Origin of the sequence: Coprococcus sp. AM11-30B, assembly GCF_027674365.1 — a bacterium.
GTDB lineage: Bacteria > Bacillota > Clostridia > Lachnospirales > Lachnospiraceae > Allocoprococcus > Allocoprococcus comes.
In genome coordinates this window covers 101,882-124,930 of record NZ_JAQDVB010000009.1, presented here as the reverse complement: position 1 = coordinate 124,930, position 23,049 = coordinate 101,882, and the positions used below count along the sequence as shown (strand labels likewise).

At 42.7% G+C, this 23,049-nt stretch carries 19 protein-coding genes; 18 read left to right on the top strand and 1 reads right to left on the bottom strand.

Annotation, left to right across the window (positions count from 1 at the left end):
* Positions 1-121 precede the first annotated feature (121 nt).
* From thiD to PGU50_RS07855, 11 genes are all read left to right on the top strand, one after another.
* Positions 122-934 carry a bifunctional hydroxymethylpyrimidine kinase/phosphomethylpyrimidine kinase gene (gene thiD / locus PGU50_RS07905; protein ID WP_117824736.1) on the top strand — a complete coding sequence of 271 codons (813 nt, stop codon included), beginning with the start codon at positions 122-124 and terminating at the stop codon, positions 932-934.
* Between the two features lie 4 nt (positions 935-938).
* Positions 939-2,111: a putative hydroxymethylpyrimidine transporter CytX gene (gene cytX, locus PGU50_RS07900; protein ID WP_055261412.1), complete on the top strand. Its 1,173-nt coding sequence runs from the start codon at positions 939-941 to the stop codon at positions 2,109-2,111.
* 90 nt (positions 2,112-2,201) lie between these two features.
* Complete coding sequence (locus PGU50_RS07895; protein WP_270246606.1) at positions 2,202-2,384, top strand: hypothetical protein; 183 nt, start codon at positions 2,202-2,204, stop codon at positions 2,382-2,384.
* Positions 2,385-3,605: 1,221 nt separating this feature from the next.
* Entirely contained in the window at positions 3,606-4,310 is a 705-nt protein-coding gene (locus PGU50_RS07890) for an ABC transporter ATP-binding protein (protein ID WP_022220838.1), read from the top strand.
* 16 nt (positions 4,311-4,326) lie between these two features.
* Positions 4,327-7,956 carry an ABC transporter permease gene (locus PGU50_RS07885; protein ID WP_270246605.1) on the top strand — a complete coding sequence of 1,210 codons (3,630 nt, stop codon included), beginning with the start codon at positions 4,327-4,329 and terminating at the stop codon, positions 7,954-7,956.
* 230 nt (positions 7,957-8,186) lie between these two features.
* Positions 8,187-10,250: a molecular chaperone HtpG gene (htpG, locus tag PGU50_RS07880; protein WP_270246603.1), complete on the top strand. Its 2,064-nt coding sequence runs from the start codon at positions 8,187-8,189 to the stop codon at positions 10,248-10,250.
* A 175-nt stretch (positions 10,251-10,425) separates the two neighbouring features.
* Positions 10,426-11,199, top strand: a complete 774-nt coding sequence (udp, locus tag PGU50_RS07875) for a uridine phosphorylase (protein ID WP_270246602.1) — start codon at positions 10,426-10,428, stop codon at positions 11,197-11,199.
* Positions 11,200-12,396, top strand: a complete 1,197-nt coding sequence (locus tag PGU50_RS07870; RefSeq protein ID WP_270246601.1) for a phosphopentomutase — start codon at positions 11,200-11,202, stop codon at positions 12,394-12,396. It abuts the gene before it with no gap.
* Positions 12,397-12,420: 24 nt separating this feature from the next.
* The gene (locus PGU50_RS07865) at positions 12,421-12,843 is read left to right on the top strand and encodes a cytidine deaminase (RefSeq protein ID WP_195255819.1); all 423 of its coding nucleotides are present in this window, start codon (positions 12,421-12,423) and stop codon (positions 12,841-12,843) included.
* Between the two features lie 61 nt (positions 12,844-12,904).
* A complete protein-coding gene (gene add, locus PGU50_RS07860) occupies positions 12,905-13,876 on the top strand; it encodes an adenosine deaminase (RefSeq protein WP_270246600.1) in 972 nt (323 codons plus the stop codon).
* Between the two features lie 57 nt (positions 13,877-13,933).
* Positions 13,934-14,758, top strand: coding sequence for a purine-nucleoside phosphorylase (locus PGU50_RS07855; RefSeq protein ID WP_055249118.1), 825 nt, complete (start codon positions 13,934-13,936; stop codon positions 14,756-14,758).
* A 205-nt stretch (positions 14,759-14,963) separates the two neighbouring features.
* On the opposite strand, the gene PGU50_RS07850 is transcribed toward PGU50_RS07855, so the two are convergent.
* Positions 14,964-15,458 carry a DUF5721 family protein gene (locus tag PGU50_RS07850; RefSeq protein WP_022220846.1) on the bottom strand — a complete coding sequence of 165 codons (495 nt, stop codon included), beginning with the start codon at positions 15,456-15,458 and terminating at the stop codon, positions 14,964-14,966.
* A gap of 104 nt (positions 15,459-15,562) precedes the next feature.
* On the opposite strand from PGU50_RS07850, the gene PGU50_RS07845 reads away from it, so the two are divergent.
* The 7 genes from PGU50_RS07845 to ligA all read left to right on the top strand — a co-directional run bounded on the left by PGU50_RS07845 (position 15,563) and on the right by ligA (position 23,042).
* Positions 15,563-16,273, top strand: coding sequence for a TraX family protein (locus PGU50_RS07845; RefSeq protein ID WP_270246599.1), 711 nt, complete (start codon positions 15,563-15,565; stop codon positions 16,271-16,273).
* A 100-nt stretch (positions 16,274-16,373) separates the two neighbouring features.
* Complete coding sequence (locus PGU50_RS07840; RefSeq protein ID WP_270246598.1) at positions 16,374-17,156, top strand: GDSL-type esterase/lipase family protein; 783 nt, start codon at positions 16,374-16,376, stop codon at positions 17,154-17,156.
* The gene (locus tag PGU50_RS07835) at positions 17,153-17,647 is read left to right on the top strand and encodes a DUF4358 domain-containing protein (RefSeq protein WP_022220849.1); all 495 of its coding nucleotides are present in this window, start codon (positions 17,153-17,155) and stop codon (positions 17,645-17,647) included. The genes PGU50_RS07840 and PGU50_RS07835 overlap by 4 nt, the downstream gene beginning before the upstream one ends.
* Positions 17,648-17,668: 21 nt before the next feature.
* Entirely contained in the window at positions 17,669-19,066 is a 1,398-nt protein-coding gene (locus PGU50_RS07830) for an MBOAT family O-acyltransferase (protein WP_117835495.1), read from the top strand.
* A 141-nt stretch (positions 19,067-19,207) separates the two neighbouring features.
* On the top strand, positions 19,208-20,275 hold the full coding sequence (locus PGU50_RS07825) for a DHHW family protein (protein WP_270246597.1): 1,068 nt from the start codon (positions 19,208-19,210) through the stop codon (positions 20,273-20,275).
* Positions 20,276-20,287: 12 nt separating this feature from the next.
* The gene (locus PGU50_RS07820; protein ID WP_270246596.1) at positions 20,288-21,064 is read left to right on the top strand and encodes a pseudouridine synthase; all 777 of its coding nucleotides are present in this window, start codon (positions 20,288-20,290) and stop codon (positions 21,062-21,064) included.
* Between the two features lie 16 nt (positions 21,065-21,080).
* Complete coding sequence (gene ligA / locus PGU50_RS07815) at positions 21,081-23,042, top strand: NAD-dependent DNA ligase LigA (RefSeq protein ID WP_270246595.1); 1,962 nt, start codon at positions 21,081-21,083, stop codon at positions 23,040-23,042.
* Positions 23,043-23,049: the final 7 nt, after the last annotated feature.

The following is a 23,049-nucleotide window of genomic DNA, read 5'->3' as shown; positions in this document are numbered from 1 at the left end:
ATAAAATTTCAAAAACAATCTTAAAAATGCAAGCATTTTACACCTGTTTTATGAAATTTTGCTTGGCTCTGAACAGTTACAAAATATTTAGAATTATGGAAAAAGAGAGGAAGAGAGTTAAATGAGAACAGCACTTACAATTGCAGGAAGCGATTCAAGCGGAGGAGCAGGTATCCAGGCAGATATCAAAACAATGATCAGTAACGGAGTCTATGCTATGAGCGCAATTACGGCTCTTACTGCACAGAATACAACCGGAGTTACCGGAATTATGGAGGTAACGCCGGAATTCCTAGGAGAACAGCTGGATAATATTTTCACGGATATTTACCCGGATGCAGTGAAGATTGGAATGGTATCTTCAAGTGGTCTGATTACAAAGATCGCAGACAAATTAAAAGAATATGATGCGAAAAATATTGTAGTTGATCCGGTTATGGTAGCAACAAGTGGAGCAAGACTGATCAGCGAGGAAGCGATTGATGCGCTGAAGAGCTGCCTGCTTCCGATGGCAACCGTTCTGACTCCGAATATCCCGGAAGCAGAAGTGCTTGCAGGTATGAAAATCCAGTCGCAGGCGGATATGATAAGAGCAGCAGAAGAGATCGGCACCAAATATCACTGTGCAGTTCTTTGTAAGGGAGGGCATCAACTGAACGATGCCAATGATCTGCTGTGGAGAAATGGTGGATATAAGTGGTTCTACGGAGAGCGGATCGACAATCCGAACACGCACGGAACAGGATGTACTTTATCCAGTGCGATCGCATCAAATCTTGCAAAAGAATATGATTTGGATGAGTCAGTAGAACGTGCGAAGAAATATATTTCCGGAGCACTTGCAGCAATGCTGGATCTTGGCAAAGGCAGTGGTCCGATGAATCACGGATTTGCAATTAAAAATGAATATACAGAAAGCAAAGTGGAGGAATAGAAGTATGAATGAAAAGAGAACCTCTATCTTTGAAAATGGACTGATCTGGTTTGGGGCAGGCGTGTCCCTTGCAGAGATCCTGACCGGTACTTACTTTGCGCCGCTTGGATTCGGAAAAGGAGTTCTGGCGATTATTATTGGTCATATCATAGGATGCATGATGCTTTTCCTTGCCGGAGTAATTGGTGGAAAGACCAGACGAAGTGCAATGGAAACAGTAAAAATGAGTTTTGGCGAGAAGGGAGGAATCTTCTTTTCCTTCCTGAATGTGCTGCAGCTGGTTGGCTGGACAGCGATTATGATTTATGATGGGGCACTTGCAGCAAATGGTGTTCTTCATACCGGCAGATGGGTATGGTGTCTGGTGATCGGTGTACTGATCATCTTATGGATTGTGATCGGAATCACAAATCTTGGCAAGATCAATACGGTTGCAATGGCTGCTTTATTTATCCTGACACTGGTACTCAGCAGAGTGATCTTTGGTGACGGATCGGTAGCAGGCGCAGGCGGAGATGCCATGACGTTTGGTGCAGCAGTAGAGCTTTCTGTTGCCATGCCACTTTCCTGGCTGCCACTGATCAGTGACTATACAAGAGAAGCAAAAGAACCGGTAAAAGCAACCGCAGTCAGCACCGTTGTTTATGGAGTTGTCAGTTGTTGGATGTACGTGATCGGTATGAACGCTGCAATTTACACAGGAGAGTCTGATATTGCAAGTATCATGGTAAAAGCTGGACTTGGAATAGCAGGACTTCTGATCATTGTATTTTCTACCGTTACGACAACCTTCCTGGATGCTTACTCAGCAGGAATTTCGTCAGAGTCAGTATTTTCAAAAATCAATGGGAAATATGCAGCAATTGTTGTAACTGTGATCGGAATGATCGGAGCAATCATTTATCCGATGGACAACATTACCGATTTCCTGTACCTGATCGGTTCTGTATTCGCGCCGATGATCGCAATCCAGATTGCGGATTTCTTCATTCTGAAGAGAAAGGACAGCCTGGAAGTATCTCTGGATGTCATGAATGGTGTAATCTGGGTGATCGGTTTTATACTTTACCGTATTCTGATGAATGTGGATATTCCGCTTGGAAATACACTCCCGGATATGGTCATTACCATCGTGATCTGTATTCTTGCAAGAAAATGTATAAAGACAGAAAAATAGCTTTGAAAGAAAATGGAAATGCCGTGTTGACATTTCCATTTTCTTTTGACAGAACATGTAGCGATCTGCAGAAGAGAGGCGGAAAAATGAATGCTGACGCCTGGAAACGTGGTAAAAGTTTATAAGAAAGAAGTTTTGAATAATTTAGTTAGCGGATGGAATAAAGTGGGATTTTTATCCTGCAAAATATATATGGAAAAAGAGTTGGGTAGAATGAAAAAAGAGCTTACGACATATGATCGGGGGAAATGTCGTAAACTCTTTTTTCTGTAATTTCATTAAAGGAGAAATGAAAATAAAAAAGTATCAAAATACTGAAAACGTCTTATTTGGTTTTGATTCCTAATCAAGTGGGGCAATTGTGACTGACTAAGATGCCGCCCCACCGAGGAATTCTTATCTAGTTGTTATCTTCAAGCTGATATTATAATACCAAGAGGCTTGGAATTTGTATATTCGCAAAAAAAACAAAAGAAAAAAGCTTTGAAAAATAAAATTGTGCAAAATAACAGGGGTAAAATCATTTTATACAAAAGGTTATTTGGAATTTGGAAATTGATAATAAAACTTGCATAAATGCAAAAAAAATGAGTGCAAATGATTTTTGTATAAGAACAAATGTGTTTTCAAGAAGGAATTATGAATGCTTATTATAAATGTCAATATAAAAAATTTTTCGAACATGAGGAGACCGATATGAAAATCCTGAAATAGAAAAAGAGCTTACGACATATGATCGGGGGAAATGTCGTAAACTCTTTTTCCAATAATTTCATTAAAGGAGAAATGAAAATAAAAAGTATCAAAATACTGAAAACGTCTTATTTTGTTCGGTTAAGTGTTATCCTTAACTTGTTTTTATAATAGCATTTGCAGGGAGTTTTGTATATTCGCAAAAAAAACTAAAAGAACTGCAAAGTTAAAATAAAATTGTGCAAAATAACGAAGTGCAAAACAAGATTGACAAAAGAATGTAAAAAAAGGAAATTTTAACGGTAAAAATATATAATGTCTAATAATTAACAAGAAGTTACAGAAAGTTACATGGAAAACTGTAATTTTTGAAAGTATATTCCGGAAGCAGGGTGGGAAAAACAGAGAAGGATACTGTTTGTGAATGCCGGAAAGATTCAGATAATGGAAAAAGAGCTTGCGACATATGATCGGGGGAAATGTCGTAAGCTCTTTTTCTGTAATTTCATTAAAGGAGAAATGAAAATAAAAAGTATCAAAATACTGAAAACGTCTTATTTGGTTTCGTTAAGTGCTATCCTTAACTTGATATTATAATACCATGTGTATGCTCTTCTGTAAATTCGCAGAAAAGACAAATGTTACAAAAATGATACTGCGAAATTATGCAATATAGCCAAAAACGGTGCGAAAAATGGAAAATGTGAAAGTTTTATAATCTTACGACTTCATATTTGATTTGCTTTTCCAATATGTTAAAATTAAAAAAAGCAGAAAATTTTACAGATAAGGGGAAAGATGATGAAAGAATTTGTTGAAATGCGGGATGTTCGTAAGATTTACCGTATGGGTGAAGTTGAGATTGCCGCAGCAGATGGAATTGATTTTCAGATAAAAAAAGGTGAATTTGCAGTTGTGGTAGGTCCAAGTGGTGCGGGAAAAACGACAGTGCTTAACATTCTGGGGGGAATGGATACGGCAACAAGTGGAGAGGTCTGGATCGATGGAAAGAATATTGTAAAGTATTCGCCGAGGCAGCTTACTTCCTATAGAAGGGATGATATTGGATTTGTATTCCAGTTTTACAACTTGATTCCGAACCTGACGGCGCTTGAAAATGTAGAGTTGGCACTGCAGATCTGTAAGGATCCGCTGGATGCGGAGATGGTTCTTAGGGAAGTGGGACTGGCAGATCGTATGAAGAATTTCCCGGCACAGCTTTCCGGTGGGGAGCAGCAGAGGGTATCGATTGCGCGTGCACTGGCAAAGAACCCGAAGCTTCTTTTGTGTGATGAGCCGACAGGGGCGCTGGATTACAATACCGGTAAGGCAATATTAAAGCTTTTACAGGATATGTGCCGTGAACGAGGGATGACAGTGATCCTGATCACACACAACTCAGCGATCACGCCGATGGCAGATCGTGTAATTAAAATGAAGAATGGAAAAGTCGGAAGCATGAAGCTGAATGAAAGACCGGTTCCGGTAGAGACGATTGAATGGTAGGTGGACGTAAAGACCGATGAAGAAAAATATTTTACGCAAAGATTTTATAATAGAAATAAAAAAGACGATGGGACGGTTTGTATCAATCTTTTTTATCGTAGCATTGGGTGTCGCATTTTATTCGGGAATCCGTGCATCAGAGCCAAGTATGCGGATCACTGCAGATCAGTATTTCGATGATTCAGAGCTGATGGATCTGAAGGTAATGGGAACCATGGGACTTACCAAAGCGGATATCAAAGCAATTGGAAAGGTATCGGGAATTGAAGCTGTAGAAGGCGGATACAGCAAAGACGTGCTTTGCCCGGTTGGAGACAATGAAAAGGTTGTCCATATGCTGAGTATGCAGAAGAATTTTAATCAGGTTTCGGTTGTGGAAGGCAGGCTGCCGGAAAAAGCCGGAGAATGTCTGGTGGATGAAGATTTTCTGAGCTATACAGACCTGAAGGTTGGCGACACGGTAACTTTCCATTCCGGCGATGGAGAGGCGTTGACGGATTCACTGGTTACAGATACATATAAGATTGTCGGGATCGGGAACAGTCCGCTGTATATTTCATTTGGAAGAGGAAGCAGTACGATCGGAACCGGAGAGATCAGTGGATTTGTTGTAGTGGATAAAGCTTCTTTTGACATGGATGTTTATACGGAAGCTTATGTGAAGGTGAGCGGTGCAGAAGAGAAAACGGCATTTACTGATGAATACAATAATCTGTCGGATGCAGCAAAGGAAGCTGTGAGTGCAATCGAAGAAGAACGCTGTGCAGTCCGCAAACAGGAAATTGTAGATGAGGCAAATGAAAAGCTTGCTGATTCAGAGAAGACAGTGAATGAAAAATCGCAGGAACTGGAGGATGCGAAAAAAGAGCTGGAGAGTGGGAAAAGCAAGGCAGCCGAAGAACTGGAAAAAGCAAAGCAGCAGCTTACGGATGGAGAAGCGGAGCTTGCGGATGCAAAGCAGCAGATCGCAGACGGCGAGACACAGCTTGCCGATGCAAAAGCGCAGCTGAATGATAAGCAGGCACAGCTAAGTTCAGCAGAGGCAGAGTATGAGTCCGGGAAAGCACAGCTGGATCAGAAAGAACAGGAGCTTGCGGCAGCAGAGCAGACGTATCTGAGCAATTATGCAAAATATATGCCGTTCATTACGGCTGGAAAAGCGCAGATTGCAGCAGGCAGGACGCAGATTGCAGATGGGAAGAAACAGCTGGACGAAGGTCTGGCACCGCTTAAGCAGCTGAGAGACGGGCTGGATGGAATTGAAGATGGAATCAGCCAGTGCGATTCGGGGATGGCGGAAGTGCAGAAGCAGCTGGACGGAATGGACAGCGATGTATATCAGGAATATGTAAAAATTCCAGAAGAAGACAGAAACGAAGAACAGCAGGCTTATGTAAATAAGTGGGAGAATTTAAACGCACAGTTTGCCGGTATACAGGCGCAGAAGACACAGCTTGAAACAGCAAAGAGCGGACTGTTAGCACAGGCAGGTTTTACCACAGAAGCAGATCTGGATGCCCAGATCACCAGCCTGACTGCGCAGCGAGATGAATTGGATAAAAAAGAGGCTGCACTTCTTGGGCAGGAGCAGACGCTTGCCGCACAGGAAGAAGAGCTGTTAAGTGCAGGCAGGCAGATTACAGACGGCAAGAGTCAGATCGCAGCAGCCAGATCCCAGCTTGACCGCACAAAATCTCAGATTACGGACGGAAAAGCACAGATCTTGTCTGCATGGGCACTTCTGAATGAAAAAGAGGACACTTTAAATGCAAGTAAAGCACAACTTGCATCCGGTGAACAGGAGCTTGCGGATGGTCGGAGTAAATATGAGCAGGCAGCAAAAGAAGCGGAAGAACAGATCACGGACGGACAGGCAAAGATTACAGATGGAGAGAAGCAGCTGACGGATGCAAAGCAGCAGATTGCAGACGCAGAGGCTGAGATCAAAAAAATCGAAAATCCGAAGTGGTATGTGCAGACGAGAGAGGATGCACTGACGGAATATCAAGGATACGGAGATAATGCAGACCGCATGCGTTCTATTGGAAAAGTGTTCCCGGTACTCTTTTTCTTGGTGGCAGCATTGATCAGTCTGACAACGATGACACGAATGGTAGAGGAACAGCGTGTACAGATCGGAACGATGAAGGCACTCGGTTATGGAAAAGCTGCAATTGCAGGGAAATACATTGGTTATGCTCTGATTGCAACGCTTGGCGGAAGTATTTTCGGAGTACTGGCCGGGGAAAAGATCCTGCCGTTTATCATTATTTATGCTTATATGATCCTGTATAAGCATCTGCCGGCGATCCTGGTACCGTACCATATGAGCTATGCACTCCAGGCTTCGGGAATCGCAGTTGCCTGCACACTGATCGCTACGATCGCATCCTGCTACAAAGAGCTGGCAGCAGAACCGGCAGAGCTGATGCGTCCGGCAGCACCGAAGCAGGGGAAGCGGATTCTTCTGGAGCGGATCGGAATTATCTGGAAGCATCTGAATTTTACATGGAAATCGACCGTGCGGAATCTGATTCGGTATAAGAAGCGATTCTTTATGACCATTTTCGGAATCGGCGGCTGTATGGCACTGATGGTAGTCGGATTCGGACTGAAGGACTGTATCTATGAGATCGTCAGCCTGCAGTATGAGAAGGTGCAGTTCTATGATGCGGCAACCTACATGAGTGACGACATATCCGAAGAGAACAGACAACAGCTCCATGATTATCTGGATCAGAATGCAGATATAAAAGAGACGATCGAAGCGCGGATGCAGAAGACCGATGTAAAATCTGCATCCGGTAAAAAGACACTTTATCTGATGGTGCCATCGGATAATGAAAAGATTGAGGACTTTTTAAGCTTCCACAGCAGGACCAATAAGGACGAGGTTTATTCACTGAAAAAAGACGAAGTGATTCTGACTGAGAAAATGGCATCCCTTCTGAATGTAAAGGTGGGAGATGAGCTTACGATCGAGGACGAGGACAAGGGAGACCAGACGGTGACGGTTGGCGCCATCTGCGAGAACTATATGAGCCATTACCTGTATCTGTCACCGGAAAAATACGAGGAATTATATGGTGTACCGGCAGAATATAACACGATCATCTACAGTGTAAAGGACGGAAAGGATGATCAGATCGAGAAGATCGGAACAAAGCTTCTGTCGATGGATGGAGTACTGAATGTAAGTTATACCAGCAGTATTGAAGGAAGGCTGGATGACATGCTGCGAAGCCTGAATCTGGTCATCGTGGTACTGATCGTATCTGCCGGAATGCTGGCATTTGTGGTACTGTACAATCTGAACAATATCAACATCACCGAGCGTCAGAGAGAGCTTGCAACCTTGAAGGTTCTGGGATTCTACGACGGAGAGGTTGCCTCTTATGTATACAGAGAGAATATCCTGCTGACGATCATTGGATCGGTTGTGGGTATGGTGCTCGGTAATCTGCTTCACCGGTATATCATCCTGACGGTTGAGGTGGAAGAGGCGATGTTCGGACGTCAGATACACTGGCAGAGTTATCTGTACAGTTTCTTGTTTACTGTAGCATTTTCTTTATTTGTAAACTGGGTAATGTTCTACAAGCTGAAGAAGATCGATATGGTGGAATCTTTGAAGAGCGTGGAGTAAAAGCTTTTGCAAGTGTATGTCAAAGATTTCTTATAGATGGTACACAAAGAATCGGAAAATATATTTCACAGAAAGTTTATATTCTTCACAGAATTATTAGCACTCTTGTCAAAAGAGTGCTAATTTTCTATTGACATTTAGAAATCAGGGTATTAAGATATTTCATAGACAGAAAAATACGGTATTTGAAACCGTAAAAAGATAGAATATGAAATTTAGGAGTGATAAAAATGGCAGCAAAAAAAGGTAGTCTTTCAATCAGCAGCGAAAATATTTTCCCGATTATCAAGAAATGGGTATATTCTGATCATGATATTTTCGCAAGAGAGCTTGTTTCCAATGGATGCGACGCGATCACAAAATTAAAGAAGCTGGACATGATGGGAGAATATACACTTCCGGATGATTATAAAGGAAAGATCCAGGTTATTGTAAACCCGGAAGAGAAGACTTTGAAATTCATCGATAATGGTCTTGGTATGACTGCTGATGAAGTAGAAGAATATATCACACAGATCGCATTTTCAGGAGCAACCGAATTCCTGAACAAATACAAAGATAAGACAACAGAGGACGATATGATCGGACACTTTGGTCTTGGATTCTACTCTGCCTTCATGGTAGCTGATGAAGTTCATATTGATACCCTTTCTTATAAAGAAGGTGCAAAACCGGTACACTGGGTAAGTGAAGGCGGTACAGAGTATGAGATGGAAGAAGGGGATAAAGAGGAAGTTGGTTCTGAAATCACCTTATTCCTGAACGAAGATTGTGTAGAATTTTCAAATGAATACAGAATCCGCGAAGTCCTTGAAAAATACTGTTCATTCATGCCAGTAGAGATTTTTGTATCCAAAGCAAATGCAGAACCGGAATATGAGACGATCCCGGAGGATGAAGTCCTGGATACCGATACGGTTGTTGAACATATCCATGAAGACGCCAAGATGGAAGAAAAAGAAAATGAGAACGGTGAAAAAGAAATGGTTGAAGTTTCACCGGCATCCGACAAAGCAAAGATCGTGAAACGTCCGGTATCGATCAGTGATCCGGCACCGCTGTGGACAAAGCATCCAAACGAATGCAGCAAAGAAGATTATATTGATTTCTACCGGAAAGTATTTATGGATTACAAAGAACCGCTGTTCTGGATTCATCTGAACATGGATTATCCATTCAACTTAAAGGGTATCCTGTACTTCCCTAAGATCAATACCGAATACGATTCCATTGAAGGAACCATCAAATTGTACAACAATCAGGTATTTATCGCAGACAATATCAAAGAAGTTATTCCGGAATTCCTGATGGTATTAAAAGGAGTCATTGATTGTCCGGATCTGCCGCTTAACGTATCACGAAGCGCACTGCAGAATGATGGATTCGTACAGAAGATCTCCGAATACATTTCCAAGAAAGTTGCTGACAAGCTTTCAGGAATGTGCAAGACAGATAAAGAAAACTATGAGAAATACTGGGATGACATCAGCCCATTTATCAAATTCGGCTGCCTGAAAGATGAAAAATTCTGCGAGAAGATGAGCGATTATGTTCTGTTCAAGAACCTGGATCACAAGTATATGACACTCAAAGAATGCATCGAAAAAAATGGCGGAAAAGCAGAACCGGAGGAAAAGACCGAGGGTGAAAATGCAGAGCAGTCAGCAGAAAAGAAAGAAACAGAGAAGACAACAATCTACTATGTAACAGATGAACAGCAGCAGAGCCAGTATATCAATATGTTCAAAAAAGAGGGACTGGACGCAGTGATCTTGTCACATAATATTGATTCTCCATTTATTACTCAGATGGAACAGAAGAACGAACATATCAAGTTCCAGAGAATCGATGCAGATCTGACTGACCACTTCAAAGAAGATGTATCTGAAGAAGAAAAAGAAGCATTCAAAGAAAAAACTGACAGTCTGGTCGAAATCTTCCGCAAAGCACTTGGCAATGACAAACTGGAAGTAAAAGTGGAAAAGATGAAAGATGAAAATGTGGCATCTATGATTACACTTTCCGAAGAATCACGCCGTATGCAGGAAATGATGAAGATGTATGGAATGTCAGGCATGGATCCGTCTATGTTCGGAACCAATGCAACCCTGATCCTGAATGCAAATCATCCGCTGGTAGAATATGTTGTAGAGCATAAAGATGGCGAAAATACAGAAATGTTCTGCCATCAGTTATATGACCTGGCAATGCTGGCACACAAGCCACTCAGCCCGGAAGAGATGACAGAATTTGTAAAACGCAGTAATGAAATTATGATGAAACTGGCAAAGTAATTTTGCTGTAGATACCCGGAAAAGCCTGAATCATTCAGATTCTTGTTTTCGCTTATGCGAAAAGGTCTGAATGGTCAGGCTTTTTTGGCTGTATTTGGAAATACTTTCCACAAAGTGTTGGTGAACTTCCTGGTCTTTTATAGTATAATATAACAAAAGAGAGGCGGTGGATACGATGAAGAATTATTCAAAGGATATAAGCAGACAATATCATGTTCAGGTGGCCAACGGGGAAGTCGGCCGTTATGTCATTCTCCCGGGAGATCCAAAGCGCTGCAAAAAAATAGCACAGTATTTTGAAGATCCGGTAATGATTGCAGATAACCGGGAATTTATCACTTATACAGGAACTTTAGACGGCATAAAGGTAAGTGTCACATCTACCGGAATCGGGGGGCCATCAGCAGCAATTGCGATGGAAGAATTAGCCAGATGTGGAGCTGATACGTTTGTACGGATTGGAACCTGCGGTGGGATACAGCCGGAAGTAAAAAGTGGGGATATAGTAGTTGCTACGGGTGCCGTCAGAATGGAAGGGACTAGCAAAGAATATGCGCCGATCGAATATCCGGCAGTGGCAGACCTTATGGTGGTGAACGCACTGGTCAGTGCTGCGAAGGAAAAGGACTGTGAATTTTATACCGGAGTGGTACAGTCAAAAGATGCATTTTACGGACAGCATGAGCCGGAGATGATGCCGGCAGGTTATGAACTGATCAATAAATGGGAAGCCTGGAAGAAACTGGGATGTCTGGCATCAGAGATGGAGACGGCAGCACTTTACATTGTGGCAGCAAAGCTTCATGTACGCGTGGGTGCGTGTTTCCTTGTAATGGCAAATCAGGAAAGAGAAAAACTGGGACTTGAAAATCCGGTAGTACATGATACAGATATGGCAGTGCAGGTGGCAGTGGAAGCCATCAGAAAGTTAATCAAAGAGGATCGGTAAATGAAAGAAACAATATATAAACGAATTTTTGTGATCGTTCTGGATTCGCTTGGAATTGGTGCAATGCCTGATTCTGAGCAATTCGGTGACAGGGATGTAGATACATTTGGTCATATTTTAGACAGAATGGGGACACTGGAGATCCCAAATCTTCGGAAACTTGGTATGCTGAATCTGCACACCGGGGGAAAGATGTATGGAATAGAGAATCCGGTTGGAAAAATTACCAGACTGAAAGAGGCGAGTAACGGAAAAGATACGATGACCGGACACTGGGAAATGATGGGGATTTATACAGAAAAACCATTTAAAACCTTTACCGAACATGGATTTCCACCGGAACTGATCGCAGAACTGGAAAAACGTTGCGGGAAAAAAGTGATTGGAAACCGTAGTGAGAGCGGAACAAAGATCATTGAAGAACTTGGGGAAGAAGAAATTGAAACAGGTGTAATGATTGTCTATACCTCTGCGGATTCTGTATTGCAGATTTGTGGAAATGAAGAGACATTTGATCTGGCAAATCTGTACCGGTGTTGTGAGATCGCAAGAGAGATCACGATGAAGGATGAATGGCGCGTGGGACGAGTCATTGCAAGACCGTATGTAGGAAAGAAAAAAGGTGAATTTAAAAGAACCAGCAACCGCAGGGATTATGCACTTGAGCCGACTGGAAAGACTGCACTTGACGCACTGAAAGATGCGGGAAAGGATGTGATCGCAGTCGGAAAGATCCATGATATCTTTTGCGGAGAAGGAATCACAGAATCGTATCATTCCAACAGCTCCGTGCATGGAATGGAGCAGACCATTGAGATTTGCAAAAAAGATTTTGACGGACTGTGCTTTGTAAATCTGGTTGATTTTGATGCACAGTGGGGGCACCGGCGCGATCCGGTTGGCTACGGACATGAGATTGAGAGATTTGATAAAAATCTTGGAATTTTGCTGGATGAACTGCGGGAGGATGATCTTCTTATTATTACCGCCGATCATGGAAACGATCCGACCTACACAGGAACCGATCATACACGGGAATATGTACCGTTTTTGGCGTATTCCAAAAAGATGGATGAGGGTGGCGTGATTATGGAGGAAAATACCTTTGCAGTGATCGGGGCAACGGTCACAGATAATTTTGGTGTAAAAATGCCGGAAGGAACGATCGGACATTCGATTCTGAATGAACTTATTTAGCAAGAAAAAGCAGGAAAAAAGAGAATGAAAAAAGAACAAATTAAAAAAATGATAGAAATCGCGCTTTCTCAGCTTGCATATTCTTATACCCCTTATTCTGACTTTAAAGTGGGAGCTGCGCTGCTTGGAAAGAATGGACGGATATATACGGGATGCAATATTGAAAATGCGGCTTATACACCGACAAACTGTGCGGAGCGTACCGCATTTTTCAAGGCAGTCAGCGAAGGAGTAAAAGAATTTGATGCAATCTGTATTGTAGGGGGAAAGGGCGGTGTTGTGACAGAGTATGCACCGCCGTGCGGAGTATGCAGGCAGGTCATGATGGAATTCTGCGATCCGGAGACATTTCAGATCATTCTTGCAGTAGATGAAAAGCATTATGATATCTATACCTTGAAAGAAATGTTGCCAAAAGGTTTCGGACCATCCAATCTTACAGAATGAGAAAGGACTCAGACTCCAAAAGAAGATTTTTGAAGAAAAGGAAAAAGAGAAGGAATGAAAAATGACACAGGAAACCTTGAAAGAATTACCAAAGATTGAGCTTCACTGTCATCTGGACGGTTCTCTTAGCAGACCATTTATTGAAAAAAGGCTTGGAAGAACTGTAAGACCTGAAGAACTCAGTGTTTCAGAAAACTGCACAAGTCTGAATGAATATCTGGAAAAATTTGACCTTCCCGGCAGATGCATTATGGATGAAGAGGGACTTTCCGGAGCTGCGTATGATCTGCTCTCCCAGATGAACGAAGAAAATGTCTGTTATGCGGAGATCCGTTTTGCTCCACTTCTGTCAGAGACAAAAAAGATGGACAGCCGGAAGGTGATCGAAGCAGTAATCAGCGGAATGGAGCAGGGGAAAAAAGATTTTGGAATCGAGTATGGTGTGATCGTCTGTGCAATGCGGCATCACAGCGCTGAGGATAATATGCGGATGATCAAGACGGCAAGAGAATATCTGGGATCCGGAGTTTGTGCAGCAGATCTTGCAGGAGCAGAAGCATTGTATCCGATGTCTGAATTTATGGATATTTTTACAGAGACAAAGAAGATGGGAATGCCATTTACACTCCATGCCGGAGAATGTGGAAATCCACAGAATGTCATAGATTCGATAAACGTGGGAGCTGGAAGGATCGGGCATGGGATCGCGATGCGTGGCAACCAGGAGATCCGGAAAATGGCAAAAAAAGCAGATATTGGTATCGAGATGTGTCCGATCAGCAATTTACAGACCAAATCTGTAAACTGCATGGCGGAATATCCGATGCGGGAATTTCTGGATGCAGGCTTAAAAGTATCGGTCAACACAGATAACCGAACGGTAAGTAACACCAGTCTTACAAAAGAACTGGAATTTATTCAGAAAAATTATGGAATCCGGGACGAAGAAATCCTTCAGATGATGAAAAATGCAATTGATACTGCATTTGCCGATGATTCTATAAAAGATAAAATTTGCAAAATGCTGAAATAAAGAAACTACAAACAGAGAGGATTGACTCTGAAGAATAAGAGAAAAGAGGAATTCTGTATGAGCAATGAAATTTATGAAAAGCTGGAAATATGCCGGAAAAGCATTCTTCAAAAAACGAATTTTAAACCGGAAGTGGCAGTGATTCTGGGCTCCGGTCTTGGCGAATACGCATCAAAAATCAAGATAGAACAGATCATTCCATATACAGAAATTGAAGGTTTTCCGGTGTCGACAGTTGTGGGACATAAAGGACAATTTGTATTTGGTTATGTAAAAGAAGTTCCGGTTGTGATCATGCAGGGACGTGTGCATTATTATGAAGGGTATCCGGTAACAGATGTGGTGCTTCCGGTGCGGCTGATGGGAATGTTAGGCGCAAAGAAGCTGATTCTTACCAATGCATCAGGCGGAATCAATACCGGATTCCATCCGGGCGATCTCATGCTCATCACAGACCAGATTATGAGTGGAATCCCTAATCCACTGATCGGTGCCAATGTCGAAGAACTTGGAACCCGTTTTCCGGATATGAGTGAAGCCTATAGTGAGCGGATGCAGCAGATCATAAAAAAAGAAGCCCAAAAACTCGGCATTCCTCTGAAAGAAGGTGTATACCTTCAGCTTACCGGTCCTTCTTATGAGACCCCGGCAGAAATCCGTATGTACCGCACCTGTGGGGCTGATGCCGTAGGCATGAGCACCGCCTGCGAGACGATCGCTGCGCGCCACATGGGAATCGAAGTCTGTGGCATCTCCTGTATCACCAACCTCGCCGCCGGCATGACATCACAACATCTGAACCACCAGGAAGTCCAACAAACCGCCGACCGGGTGGCTGAGCAATTCCAGGAATTACTGACAGCAATCATTACCCACGTATAAGAAACGGAACATATATCTGAATTTACCCAGAACCAGGTCCAAGGTTCCGGATTTTCCGGAACCCGCCGACCGTCCTCTTGCAATTCCGAGTTGAGGCATTGTGTAAGAATTTTGCCAACGAGGTCATTAACAGTAGAAAGACAAAGAGCATAAAATACCGCATACAGTATTTTATGCTCTTTGTCTCACCACTATTTTCAAAATTTTACTCAACCTCAAACGGAATCTCGTACTTTGCAAAAATCCGCTGCGCCATCTTGTCCCATGCCTGCTCCAGTGACTTGTCCAGCGTGAACAGGTTCATAGACGTTCCTGTCGTACAGCTAAGTTTTGTCCCGTCATATTTAAAATTCAGGTACAATCCCTGCACATCTGCCGGAGCAAAGGAAAGATGTTCCTGTTCGAGAAGCCGTGCAATATTCGGTGCTGACATAGAAAGAACAAAATGAAATCCCAGCGGAGTACGCTTTCCTTTGATCAGAGAAAGACAAAACTCGCGAAGTTCCTTCCAGAGAGCATATTCCCGGTCATCCAGAGCTTCTTTTTCTTCAGCACTGAAGAAATCTTTTTTCAGTCGTCCGTTAAATTGAAAGGTATTAAAAGTTGTGATATCTCCTTCAATAAATAAAAAGGAATCAAATGCAGGATGCAGTAAAAGTGCGTTCATGCATTTTTTTGTATCCAGAGAAAAAATAAGCATAGACTTCCTCCTGTCATCAGTGTAATAGTATCAGTATAGCATAAATCTTGAGATATGCATAAGAATTTGATACAATACGGGAAAGAAAAAGGATGGATAACAAGATGAAAATAGAATTAAACCGGGATCAGATCAAATACATTGCAGTGTTTACCATGTTGCTCAATCATGTTGCAAATATATTTCTGCAGCCAGGAACCTTTGCCTGCGAAGTGCTAAAGGATATCGGTTATTTTACGGCACCGGTCATGTGCTGGTTTCTGGTTGAGGGATACCGCTATACAAGGTCAGTAAAAAAATATGCCGGAAGACTGCTGATTTTTGCTGTTATTTCACAGCTTCCGTATTATCTGGCATTTGCGCGGAATCATCTGGCACCGTGGTATACCTTAAATATGATGTTTACACTTTTTCTGTGTCTGTGTCTGCTGATTGCAGAGGAAAAAATATTAGATCCGGGCAAGAAAAGTCTGGTTGTGCTGGGAATTATAGCAGTAAGCAGTATCTGTGACTGGGCAATTCTGGCTCCCTTGTATACGCTTTGGTTTTACCGGGCAGGAGAGGATCCAAAGCGCCGGAAAAAGGTATTTTTTATTGCGGCACTTGTTCTGGGGATTACGGTGACAGCCGAACTTCCGGGAGCAGCAGGATTGGCATCAGGAGCAGGGGCAATGATCGCAGTACTGGCAGCGGGAGCCTGTGTTTTGGTATTTTATAACGGAAAAAAATCACAGAAACATTTTCTTGTGAAAAAGTATTTTTTTTACGTGTTTTACCCTGCACATTTGGTGATTTTGGCATTATTAAAGATTTGACTTTTATAATAGAAGAAAGTAAAATAAATAAGTTAGAGTATTTATTACATGATTCAATGAAAATGAAACTCATATTTTAATAAAAGATAGGATGCATAGCATGAAAAAAAGAACGATGGAGAAAGAACATCAGGCAGAAGAAAGAAGAAAAAAAGTTCTGATGGAAATTGCAGGAGCGGTTGTTGTACTGACGGTAATCGTAAGTATTGGTCTTTCGCATCTTGGAACAGATAAGGTGAATACATCAGCAGGAGTAAAAGCAATCAAGAAGTTAGAAAAAGCAGATGTATCTGAGGTGGAGACCAAAATTTCAAATATTGAAAAAGAAGAAAAACAGGCGACAGAGGACTGGCAGAACCGTCCGTTGTCCGAAAAATTTGCGCATGCGGTGATTCTCGGAGATTCGATCACAACCGGTTTTACCGTATATGATGTGCTTGATACTTCTAAGGTTGTAGCGGAAAAGGGAATGCACCTCGATCAGACCGGTGATCTGATTAAGACAGCTGCAGAATTAAAGCCGGAAGTCCTTTTTCTGGCACTTGGACTGAATGATATTTCCGGAACAGATGGAGATACAGATGCATTTATTGAAAAGTACAAAGCGGTACTTGCAAATGTACGTGAGCAGATGCCGGATGCAGTGATCTACATCAACTGTGTTCTTCCTGTTTCCGCCCAAAAAGAAGAAGAAGAGCCGGTTTATGCCAAGATTCCGGATTATAATACCGCACTTAAAGCAATGTGTGATGAAGAAGGAATTACATTTATCGATAATACAGAGATCGTAAAAGATGAGTATTATGAGCAGGATGGCGAGCATATGAAGGCGGAGTATTATCCAATCTGGGCAGAATATATGGCGGAGGTGGCCGGAATATGACAAAGAAAAAAGGGGAATTTACAGTTCTGCGTAATATCAGAGCTGGGATGGTAATTATTTTGCTTATCTATATCGGTCTGATCTTTCAGTCTAAGGGAGACAGCGATACACCGTTTGCAGATGTACAGAAAGCGGTTGTGGATGCGGCAGATGACAAGAACATGACACTTGCCGGAACCCAGGAGATCAAGAGATTCTATGGGATCAATCCAAAGGATTATGAAGATATAACACTGTATTATACGAATGAAACAATGGGAGTCAACGAGCTCCTTCTGGTGAAAACAAAGGACGAGAATGAGGCAGAGGCAGTTGAGAAAGCCGCAGAACAGCGAAAAAAGACACAGCTCGATAATTTTGAAGGATATGGGGCCGAGCAGGTAAAGCTTCTGGATGCTTCGATCATTAAGACGAAAGGTACATACGTGCTTTTTGTTATTTCACCAAAAGCTGAAACTGTAGAAAAGGCGTTTACAAAGAGCCTGAAGTAGATAAAAGGAAACGAAAAAGTTATGTTATTTAGTAGTCTGGTATTTTTGTTTACATTTTTGCCAATTACACTGTTGGTATATTATTTGGTGCCGCGTAAGGTAAAAAATGTGGTACTTTTGATCGCTTCCCTCATATTTTATGCGTGGGGAGAGCCGGTCTATATCTTCCTGATGCTGATTTCCATTCTGTTCAATTATTTTTGCGGAATGGACATTGCATTAAAAGCAGGAAGAAAATCGCAGGTGCGCAGTCTGATCTTTACGATCGTTGTAAACCTGTTTATTCTTGGATTTTTCAAATATTACGGATTTATCGTAACAAATTTAAATGCGATCCTTCCGTTCTATATTCCATATAGAAAACTGGAACTCCCAATCGGAATTTCTTTCTATACTTTCCAGACATTGTCTTACATCATTGATGTATATAGGGGAAATGTAGACGTACAGGTAAATCTGATTGATTTCGGAACCTATGTTACAATGTTCCCACAGCTGATCGCAGGTCCGATCGTACAGTATGCAGATGTGGAGAGACAACTGCGTGAAAGAAAGGAATCACTGACGAAGTTTGGATACGGTGCCTGGTTCTTTGTGATGGGACTGGCAAAGAAGGTGCTTTTGGCGAATACGATTGGTTCGATTTATGAAAATATCGCGGCGATGGATGGAATGTCAGTAGTGACTGCGTGGCTTGGATGTCTTGCCTACACTTTCCAGATTTATTTCGATTTCAGCGGTTATTCGGACATGGCAGTCGGACTTGGAAAGATGTTCGGATTTGAGTTTATGCAGAACTTCAATTATCCGTATATTTCCAAAAGTGTTACCGAGTTCTGGAGAAGATGGCATATTTCGCTGGGATCATGGTTCCGCGAGTATGTGTATATTCCGCTTGGAGGAAACAGGGTAACGGTTCCGCGGCATTTACTGAATCTTCTGATTGTATGGTTCCTGACCGGTCTCTGGCACGGGGCAAGCTGGAACTTTGTAGTATGGGGGCTCTTCTACGGAGTGATCCTCATTACTGAAAAATATTTTACAGGAAAAATACTTGCAAAGCTGCCGGGGGCAGTCCAGACACTTTACACAATGATTCTGGTCATGCTCGGCTGGGTACTGTTCTTCAGCCCGACACTCGGAAGCGCACTTACCTGGATCGGCAATATGTTCGGACAGGGTGCAACCGGATTTATGGATAGCCAGGCATTGTACCTGATCATGCGAAACTGGCTCTTCTGGGTGGCAGGGATCATAGGAAGTACACCGTTTATGCATCTGCTCGGAAAGCGGCTGGTATTTAATGAAGAAAGACCGCATACGGTTCTGGCAGGCTGCCTGATGGCAGGACTGTTTGTGCTGTGTGTGGCATATCTGGTGACAGAAAGTTACAATCCATTTTTATATTTTAGATTTTAAGGAAAGACAATGGTAGAAAGAAAGAATAATAAACAAAAAAACAGAACAAAGTATTTTCTGCCAGGAGGGAAAAAACAGATCCAGGCAGTATGTGCGTTTTTATTTCTGGGAGTCCTTATTCTCAGCTGCGGAGTAAACCTTATGCATAAAGACAGGCAGATGTCAGAAAAAGAAATGCGTATGCTGGCGCAGAAACCGGAAATTTCTCTTTCCGGAATTGCTTCCGGAAGGTTTATGGAGCAGTACGAGGAGTATGTATCGGATCAGTTTGCAGGAAGAGATACCTGGGTAAGAATTAAGACATTTGCGGACAGTGTGGCGGGGAGGACAGAAGAAGGTGGTGTTTTCAAAGGAAAGGATCATTATCTGATGGAAGTTGTTGCTGTGGCAGATGAAAGTGATCTGAAAGAGAATCTGGATGCAATGAAGAATTTTAAAGAGCGTTATCCGGATATCCAGATGCATATGATGCTGGTCCCGAATGCGGCAAATGTTATGGAGGACAAGCTTCCGGCATTTGCGGTGACTGCCAGTCAGAGCAGACAGATCAGCCGTGTAAAGGCAGAACTTGGAGATTCTTATGACTGGATCGATGCAGAAAAAGTACTGGATGCTCACAAGGATGAAGCAATTTATTATCACACGGATCATCACTGGACTTCTCTTGGTGCATGGTATGCATTCCAGGGAGCAAAGACGCAGCTTGGACTGGATAAGAGTGAAGAAATTAAGATGAAAGCCTATGCGGTATCGGATTCTTTTAACGGAACGTTATCCGCAAAGAGTGGATATGAGACAGATTATAAGGAACCAATCTATATTTATCTGCCAAAGAGTGCGGATGCACCACAGGTTGCAGTCAATTATGTGGAAGAACAGAAAAAGAGTGCTTCTATGTATGATTCATCCAAACTGGATGAGAGAGATCAATATTCCGTATTCTTCGGTGGAAATCATGCAATGATCGATATCCAATCAACACAGACAGAAAAACGCAGACTTCTGGTGTTCAAAGATTCATATGCAAACTGTTTTCTTCCGCTTCTGGCTCCGTATTACCGGGAAATCGTTGTGATCGACCCTCGTTATTATACCGGTAAATTAAGTTCTGTGATGTCAGATAAACAGTTTGATGATGTGCTGTTCCTGTATAATGCCAATACATTCTTTGAAGACCGGATGCTGGCGGGGGTACTGGATGAGAATTAACAGGAGAAAAACATGGCAAATAAAATAGAAAAGCAGTTTCTGGACACGGAAAATAAAGGACCGGTCCGGCTGAACAAATATTTAAGTGAAGCTGGTGTATGTTCCAGAAGGGAAGCGGACAAACTGATAGCAGCCGGACAGGTGACGGTTGACGGTGTGCGTGCAGAGACCGGAATGAAGGTAGAGCCGTGTCAGGTTGTCCGGATTGGGAAAAAGCAGGTATCCAGACAGGAAGAGATGATCGTGCTTGCGGTCAATAAGCCGCGTGGAATTGTCTGTACTGAGGAGAGACGGGAGAGAGACAGTATTGTACGTTTTCTTAACTATCCGGTACGGATTACTTATGTAGGACGTCTGGATAAGGATTCGGAAGGGCTGCTTCTGATGACGAACAACGGCGACATTATCAACCGGATGATGCGTGCGGCAAATAAACATGAAAAAGAATATAAAGTTACAGTTGATAAGCCCGTGACAGATGAATTTCTCAAGGAGATGGCAGGCGGTGTCCCGATCCTGGATACTGTCACAAGACCATGCCAGGTAGAAAAGCTTGGAAAATATAAATTTAAGATCATTCTGACACAGGGACTCAACCGGCAGATCCGCCGGATGTGTGAGGCACTTGGCTACGAGGTAAAGGAGCTACGGAGAGTGCGGATCATGAATATCGAACTTGGTAATTTAAAGCCGGGAGAATACCGGAAGGTTACGGATCAGGAACTGAATGAACTCTATGAGCTGATCAGGGATTCAAAGTCAGAGCCGACACCGTGGAACAATAATTAAAAGTGTGGATTTGGATATGGATAAGATGAAAAGGATGCAGGAGCTGGTAGGGCTTCTGAATAAAGCCGGAAAAGCTTATTATCAGGATGCGCAGGAAATTATGAGCAATTATGAGTATGATGCGCTGTATGATGAACTGAAAGGTCTGGAAGAAGAGCTGGGAACCGTTATGGCTTCCAGTCCGACGGTGAATGTAGGATATGAAGTATTAAGTGAGCTTCCGAAAGAACGTCATGAGTCACCGATGCTTTCTCTTGACAAGACAAAAGAAGTGGCAAGGCTGAAGGAATTTGTCGGAGACCAGATGGCTGTGATCTCATGGAAGATGGATGGTCTGACGATTGTTCTGACCTATCGTGACGGCGAACTTTTTAAGGCAGTTACAAGAGGAAATGGGGAAGTCGGTGAGGTCATTACCAACAATGCGAAAGTATTTAAAAACGTGCCGCTTCATATTCCGTATAAAGGGGAACTGATCCTGCGAGGGGAAGCGGTGATCGGTTACAAAGATTTTGAGCGGATCAATGAAGAAATTGATGACGTGGATGCAAAATATAAAAACCCACGGAATCTGTGCAGTGGTTCTGTCCGCCAGCTGAACAACAAGATCACGGCACAGAGAAATGTAAAGTTCTATGCATTTACCCTGGTACGTGCAGAAAATGTGGATTTCCACAATTCCAGAAAAGAACAGCTTGACTGGCTGGAACAGCAGGGATTTGATGTGGTGGAGCATTATCTGGTGACAAGGGAAGAACTGGATGAGAAGGTTGCATTTTTTGCAGAAAAGATCGTAGAAAATGATTTTCCGTCAGATGGTCTGGTTCTTGTATATGATGACATTGCGTATGGGCAGTCGCTTGGGAGAACGGCAAAATTCCCACGTGATTCTTTTGCTTTCAAATGGGCAGATGAGATCCGCGAGACGCACCTTCTGGAGATTGAATGGAGTCCATCAAGAACAGGGCTTATTAATCCGGTAGCGATCTTTGAACCGGTAGAGCTGGAAGGAACAACGGTAAGCCGTGCAAGTGTACACAATTTAAGTATTATGGAGGAGCTGCATCTGGGAATCGGGGATACGATCGAAGTCTATAAGGCGAATATGATCATTCCGCAGATTGCAAAGAATCTGACCGGCAGTGATAATATTGAGATCCCGAAAGTCTGTCCGGTTTGTGGTGGAGCTACGGAGATCCGTCAGATGAATGATGCAAAGTCGTTGTATTGCACAAATCCGATGTGTCAGGCAAAAAGAATCAAATCCTTTGCATTGTTTGTCAGCAGGGATGCACTCAATATTGACGGGCTTTCTGAGGCGACACTGGAGAAATTTATTGCGAGAGGATTCATTCACAAATACAGAGATATCTTCCATCTGGATTCCTATCAGGAAGAAATTCAGACGATGGAAGGCTTTGGAGAAAAATCCTATGCGAACCTGATCGCAAGCGTGGATAAGGCGAGAAGCACAACACTTGCTAAAGTGGTATATGGACTTGGGATTGCAGGAATCGGTCTCGCAAATGCAAAACTGATCTGCCGCCATTTTAAAAATGATGTGGAAAAAATGACAGGAGCATCGGAAGAAGAACTGAGTGATATCCAGGGGGTAGGTCCGGTGCTTGCGGCGGCATTTGTAAAATATTTTATATCAGAGGAAAGAAAAAAGGAATTTAAGCTCCTTCTCGGAGAACTGGAGATCCAGCCGGAAGAGATGGCAGAGGAACAGAAATTTGTAGGTATGAGTTTCGTTATCACTGGCAGCGTGAATCATTTTGCAAACCGGAATGAGGTAAAAGAACTGGTTGAGAAGATGGGTGGAAAAGTGACCGGATCTGTAACGAAGAAGACAAATTATCTGATCAACAATGATGTAGAGTCTGCTTCTTCCAAGAACAGAAAGGCGAAAGAACTTGGAGTGCCGATCATTTCAGAGGAAGAGTTTATAGAACTTGCAGGGGTGGAAATCGAATAAGAAGGAC

Excerpts from the sequence above, each read along its gene's own strand:
- htpG (WP_270246603.1), top strand. The coding sequence starts at position 8,187 with ATGGCAGCAAAAAAAGGTAGTCTTTCAATCAGCAGCGAAAATATTTTC.
- PGU50_RS07855 (WP_055249118.1), top strand. The coding sequence starts at position 13,934 with ATGAGCAATGAAATTTATGAAAAGCTGGAAATATGCCGGAAAAGCATT.
- PGU50_RS07850 (WP_022220846.1), bottom strand. The coding sequence starts at position 15,458 with ATGCTTATTTTTTCTCTGGATACAAAAAAATGCATGAACGCACTTTTA.
- PGU50_RS07870 (WP_270246601.1), top strand. The coding sequence starts at position 11,200 with ATGAAAGAAACAATATATAAACGAATTTTTGTGATCGTTCTGGATTCG.
- PGU50_RS07830 (WP_117835495.1), top strand. The coding sequence starts at position 17,669 with ATGTTATTTAGTAGTCTGGTATTTTTGTTTACATTTTTGCCAATTACA.
- PGU50_RS07835 (WP_022220849.1), top strand. The coding sequence starts at position 17,153 with ATGACAAAGAAAAAAGGGGAATTTACAGTTCTGCGTAATATCAGAGCT.
- PGU50_RS07825 (WP_270246597.1), top strand. The coding sequence starts at position 19,208 with ATGCATAAAGACAGGCAGATGTCAGAAAAAGAAATGCGTATGCTGGCG.
- PGU50_RS07895 (WP_270246606.1), top strand. The coding sequence starts at position 2,202 with ATGCTGACGCCTGGAAACGTGGTAAAAGTTTATAAGAAAGAAGTTTTG.
- add (WP_270246600.1), top strand. The coding sequence starts at position 12,905 with ATGACACAGGAAACCTTGAAAGAATTACCAAAGATTGAGCTTCACTGT.
- PGU50_RS07890 (WP_022220838.1), top strand. The coding sequence starts at position 3,606 with ATGAAAGAATTTGTTGAAATGCGGGATGTTCGTAAGATTTACCGTATG.
- PGU50_RS07885 (WP_270246605.1), top strand. The coding sequence starts at position 4,327 with ATGAAGAAAAATATTTTACGCAAAGATTTTATAATAGAAATAAAAAAG.
- PGU50_RS07865 (WP_195255819.1), top strand. The coding sequence starts at position 12,421 with ATGAAAAAAGAACAAATTAAAAAAATGATAGAAATCGCGCTTTCTCAG.
- PGU50_RS07840 (WP_270246598.1), top strand. The coding sequence starts at position 16,374 with ATGAAAAAAAGAACGATGGAGAAAGAACATCAGGCAGAAGAAAGAAGA.
- PGU50_RS07820 (WP_270246596.1), top strand. The coding sequence starts at position 20,288 with ATGGCAAATAAAATAGAAAAGCAGTTTCTGGACACGGAAAATAAAGGA.
- thiD (WP_117824736.1), top strand. The coding sequence starts at position 122 with ATGAGAACAGCACTTACAATTGCAGGAAGCGATTCAAGCGGAGGAGCA.
- udp (WP_270246602.1), top strand. The coding sequence starts at position 10,426 with ATGAAGAATTATTCAAAGGATATAAGCAGACAATATCATGTTCAGGTG.
- ligA (WP_270246595.1), top strand. The coding sequence starts at position 21,081 with ATGGATAAGATGAAAAGGATGCAGGAGCTGGTAGGGCTTCTGAATAAA.
- PGU50_RS07845 (WP_270246599.1), top strand. The coding sequence starts at position 15,563 with ATGAAAATAGAATTAAACCGGGATCAGATCAAATACATTGCAGTGTTT.
- cytX (WP_055261412.1), top strand. The coding sequence starts at position 939 with ATGAATGAAAAGAGAACCTCTATCTTTGAAAATGGACTGATCTGGTTT.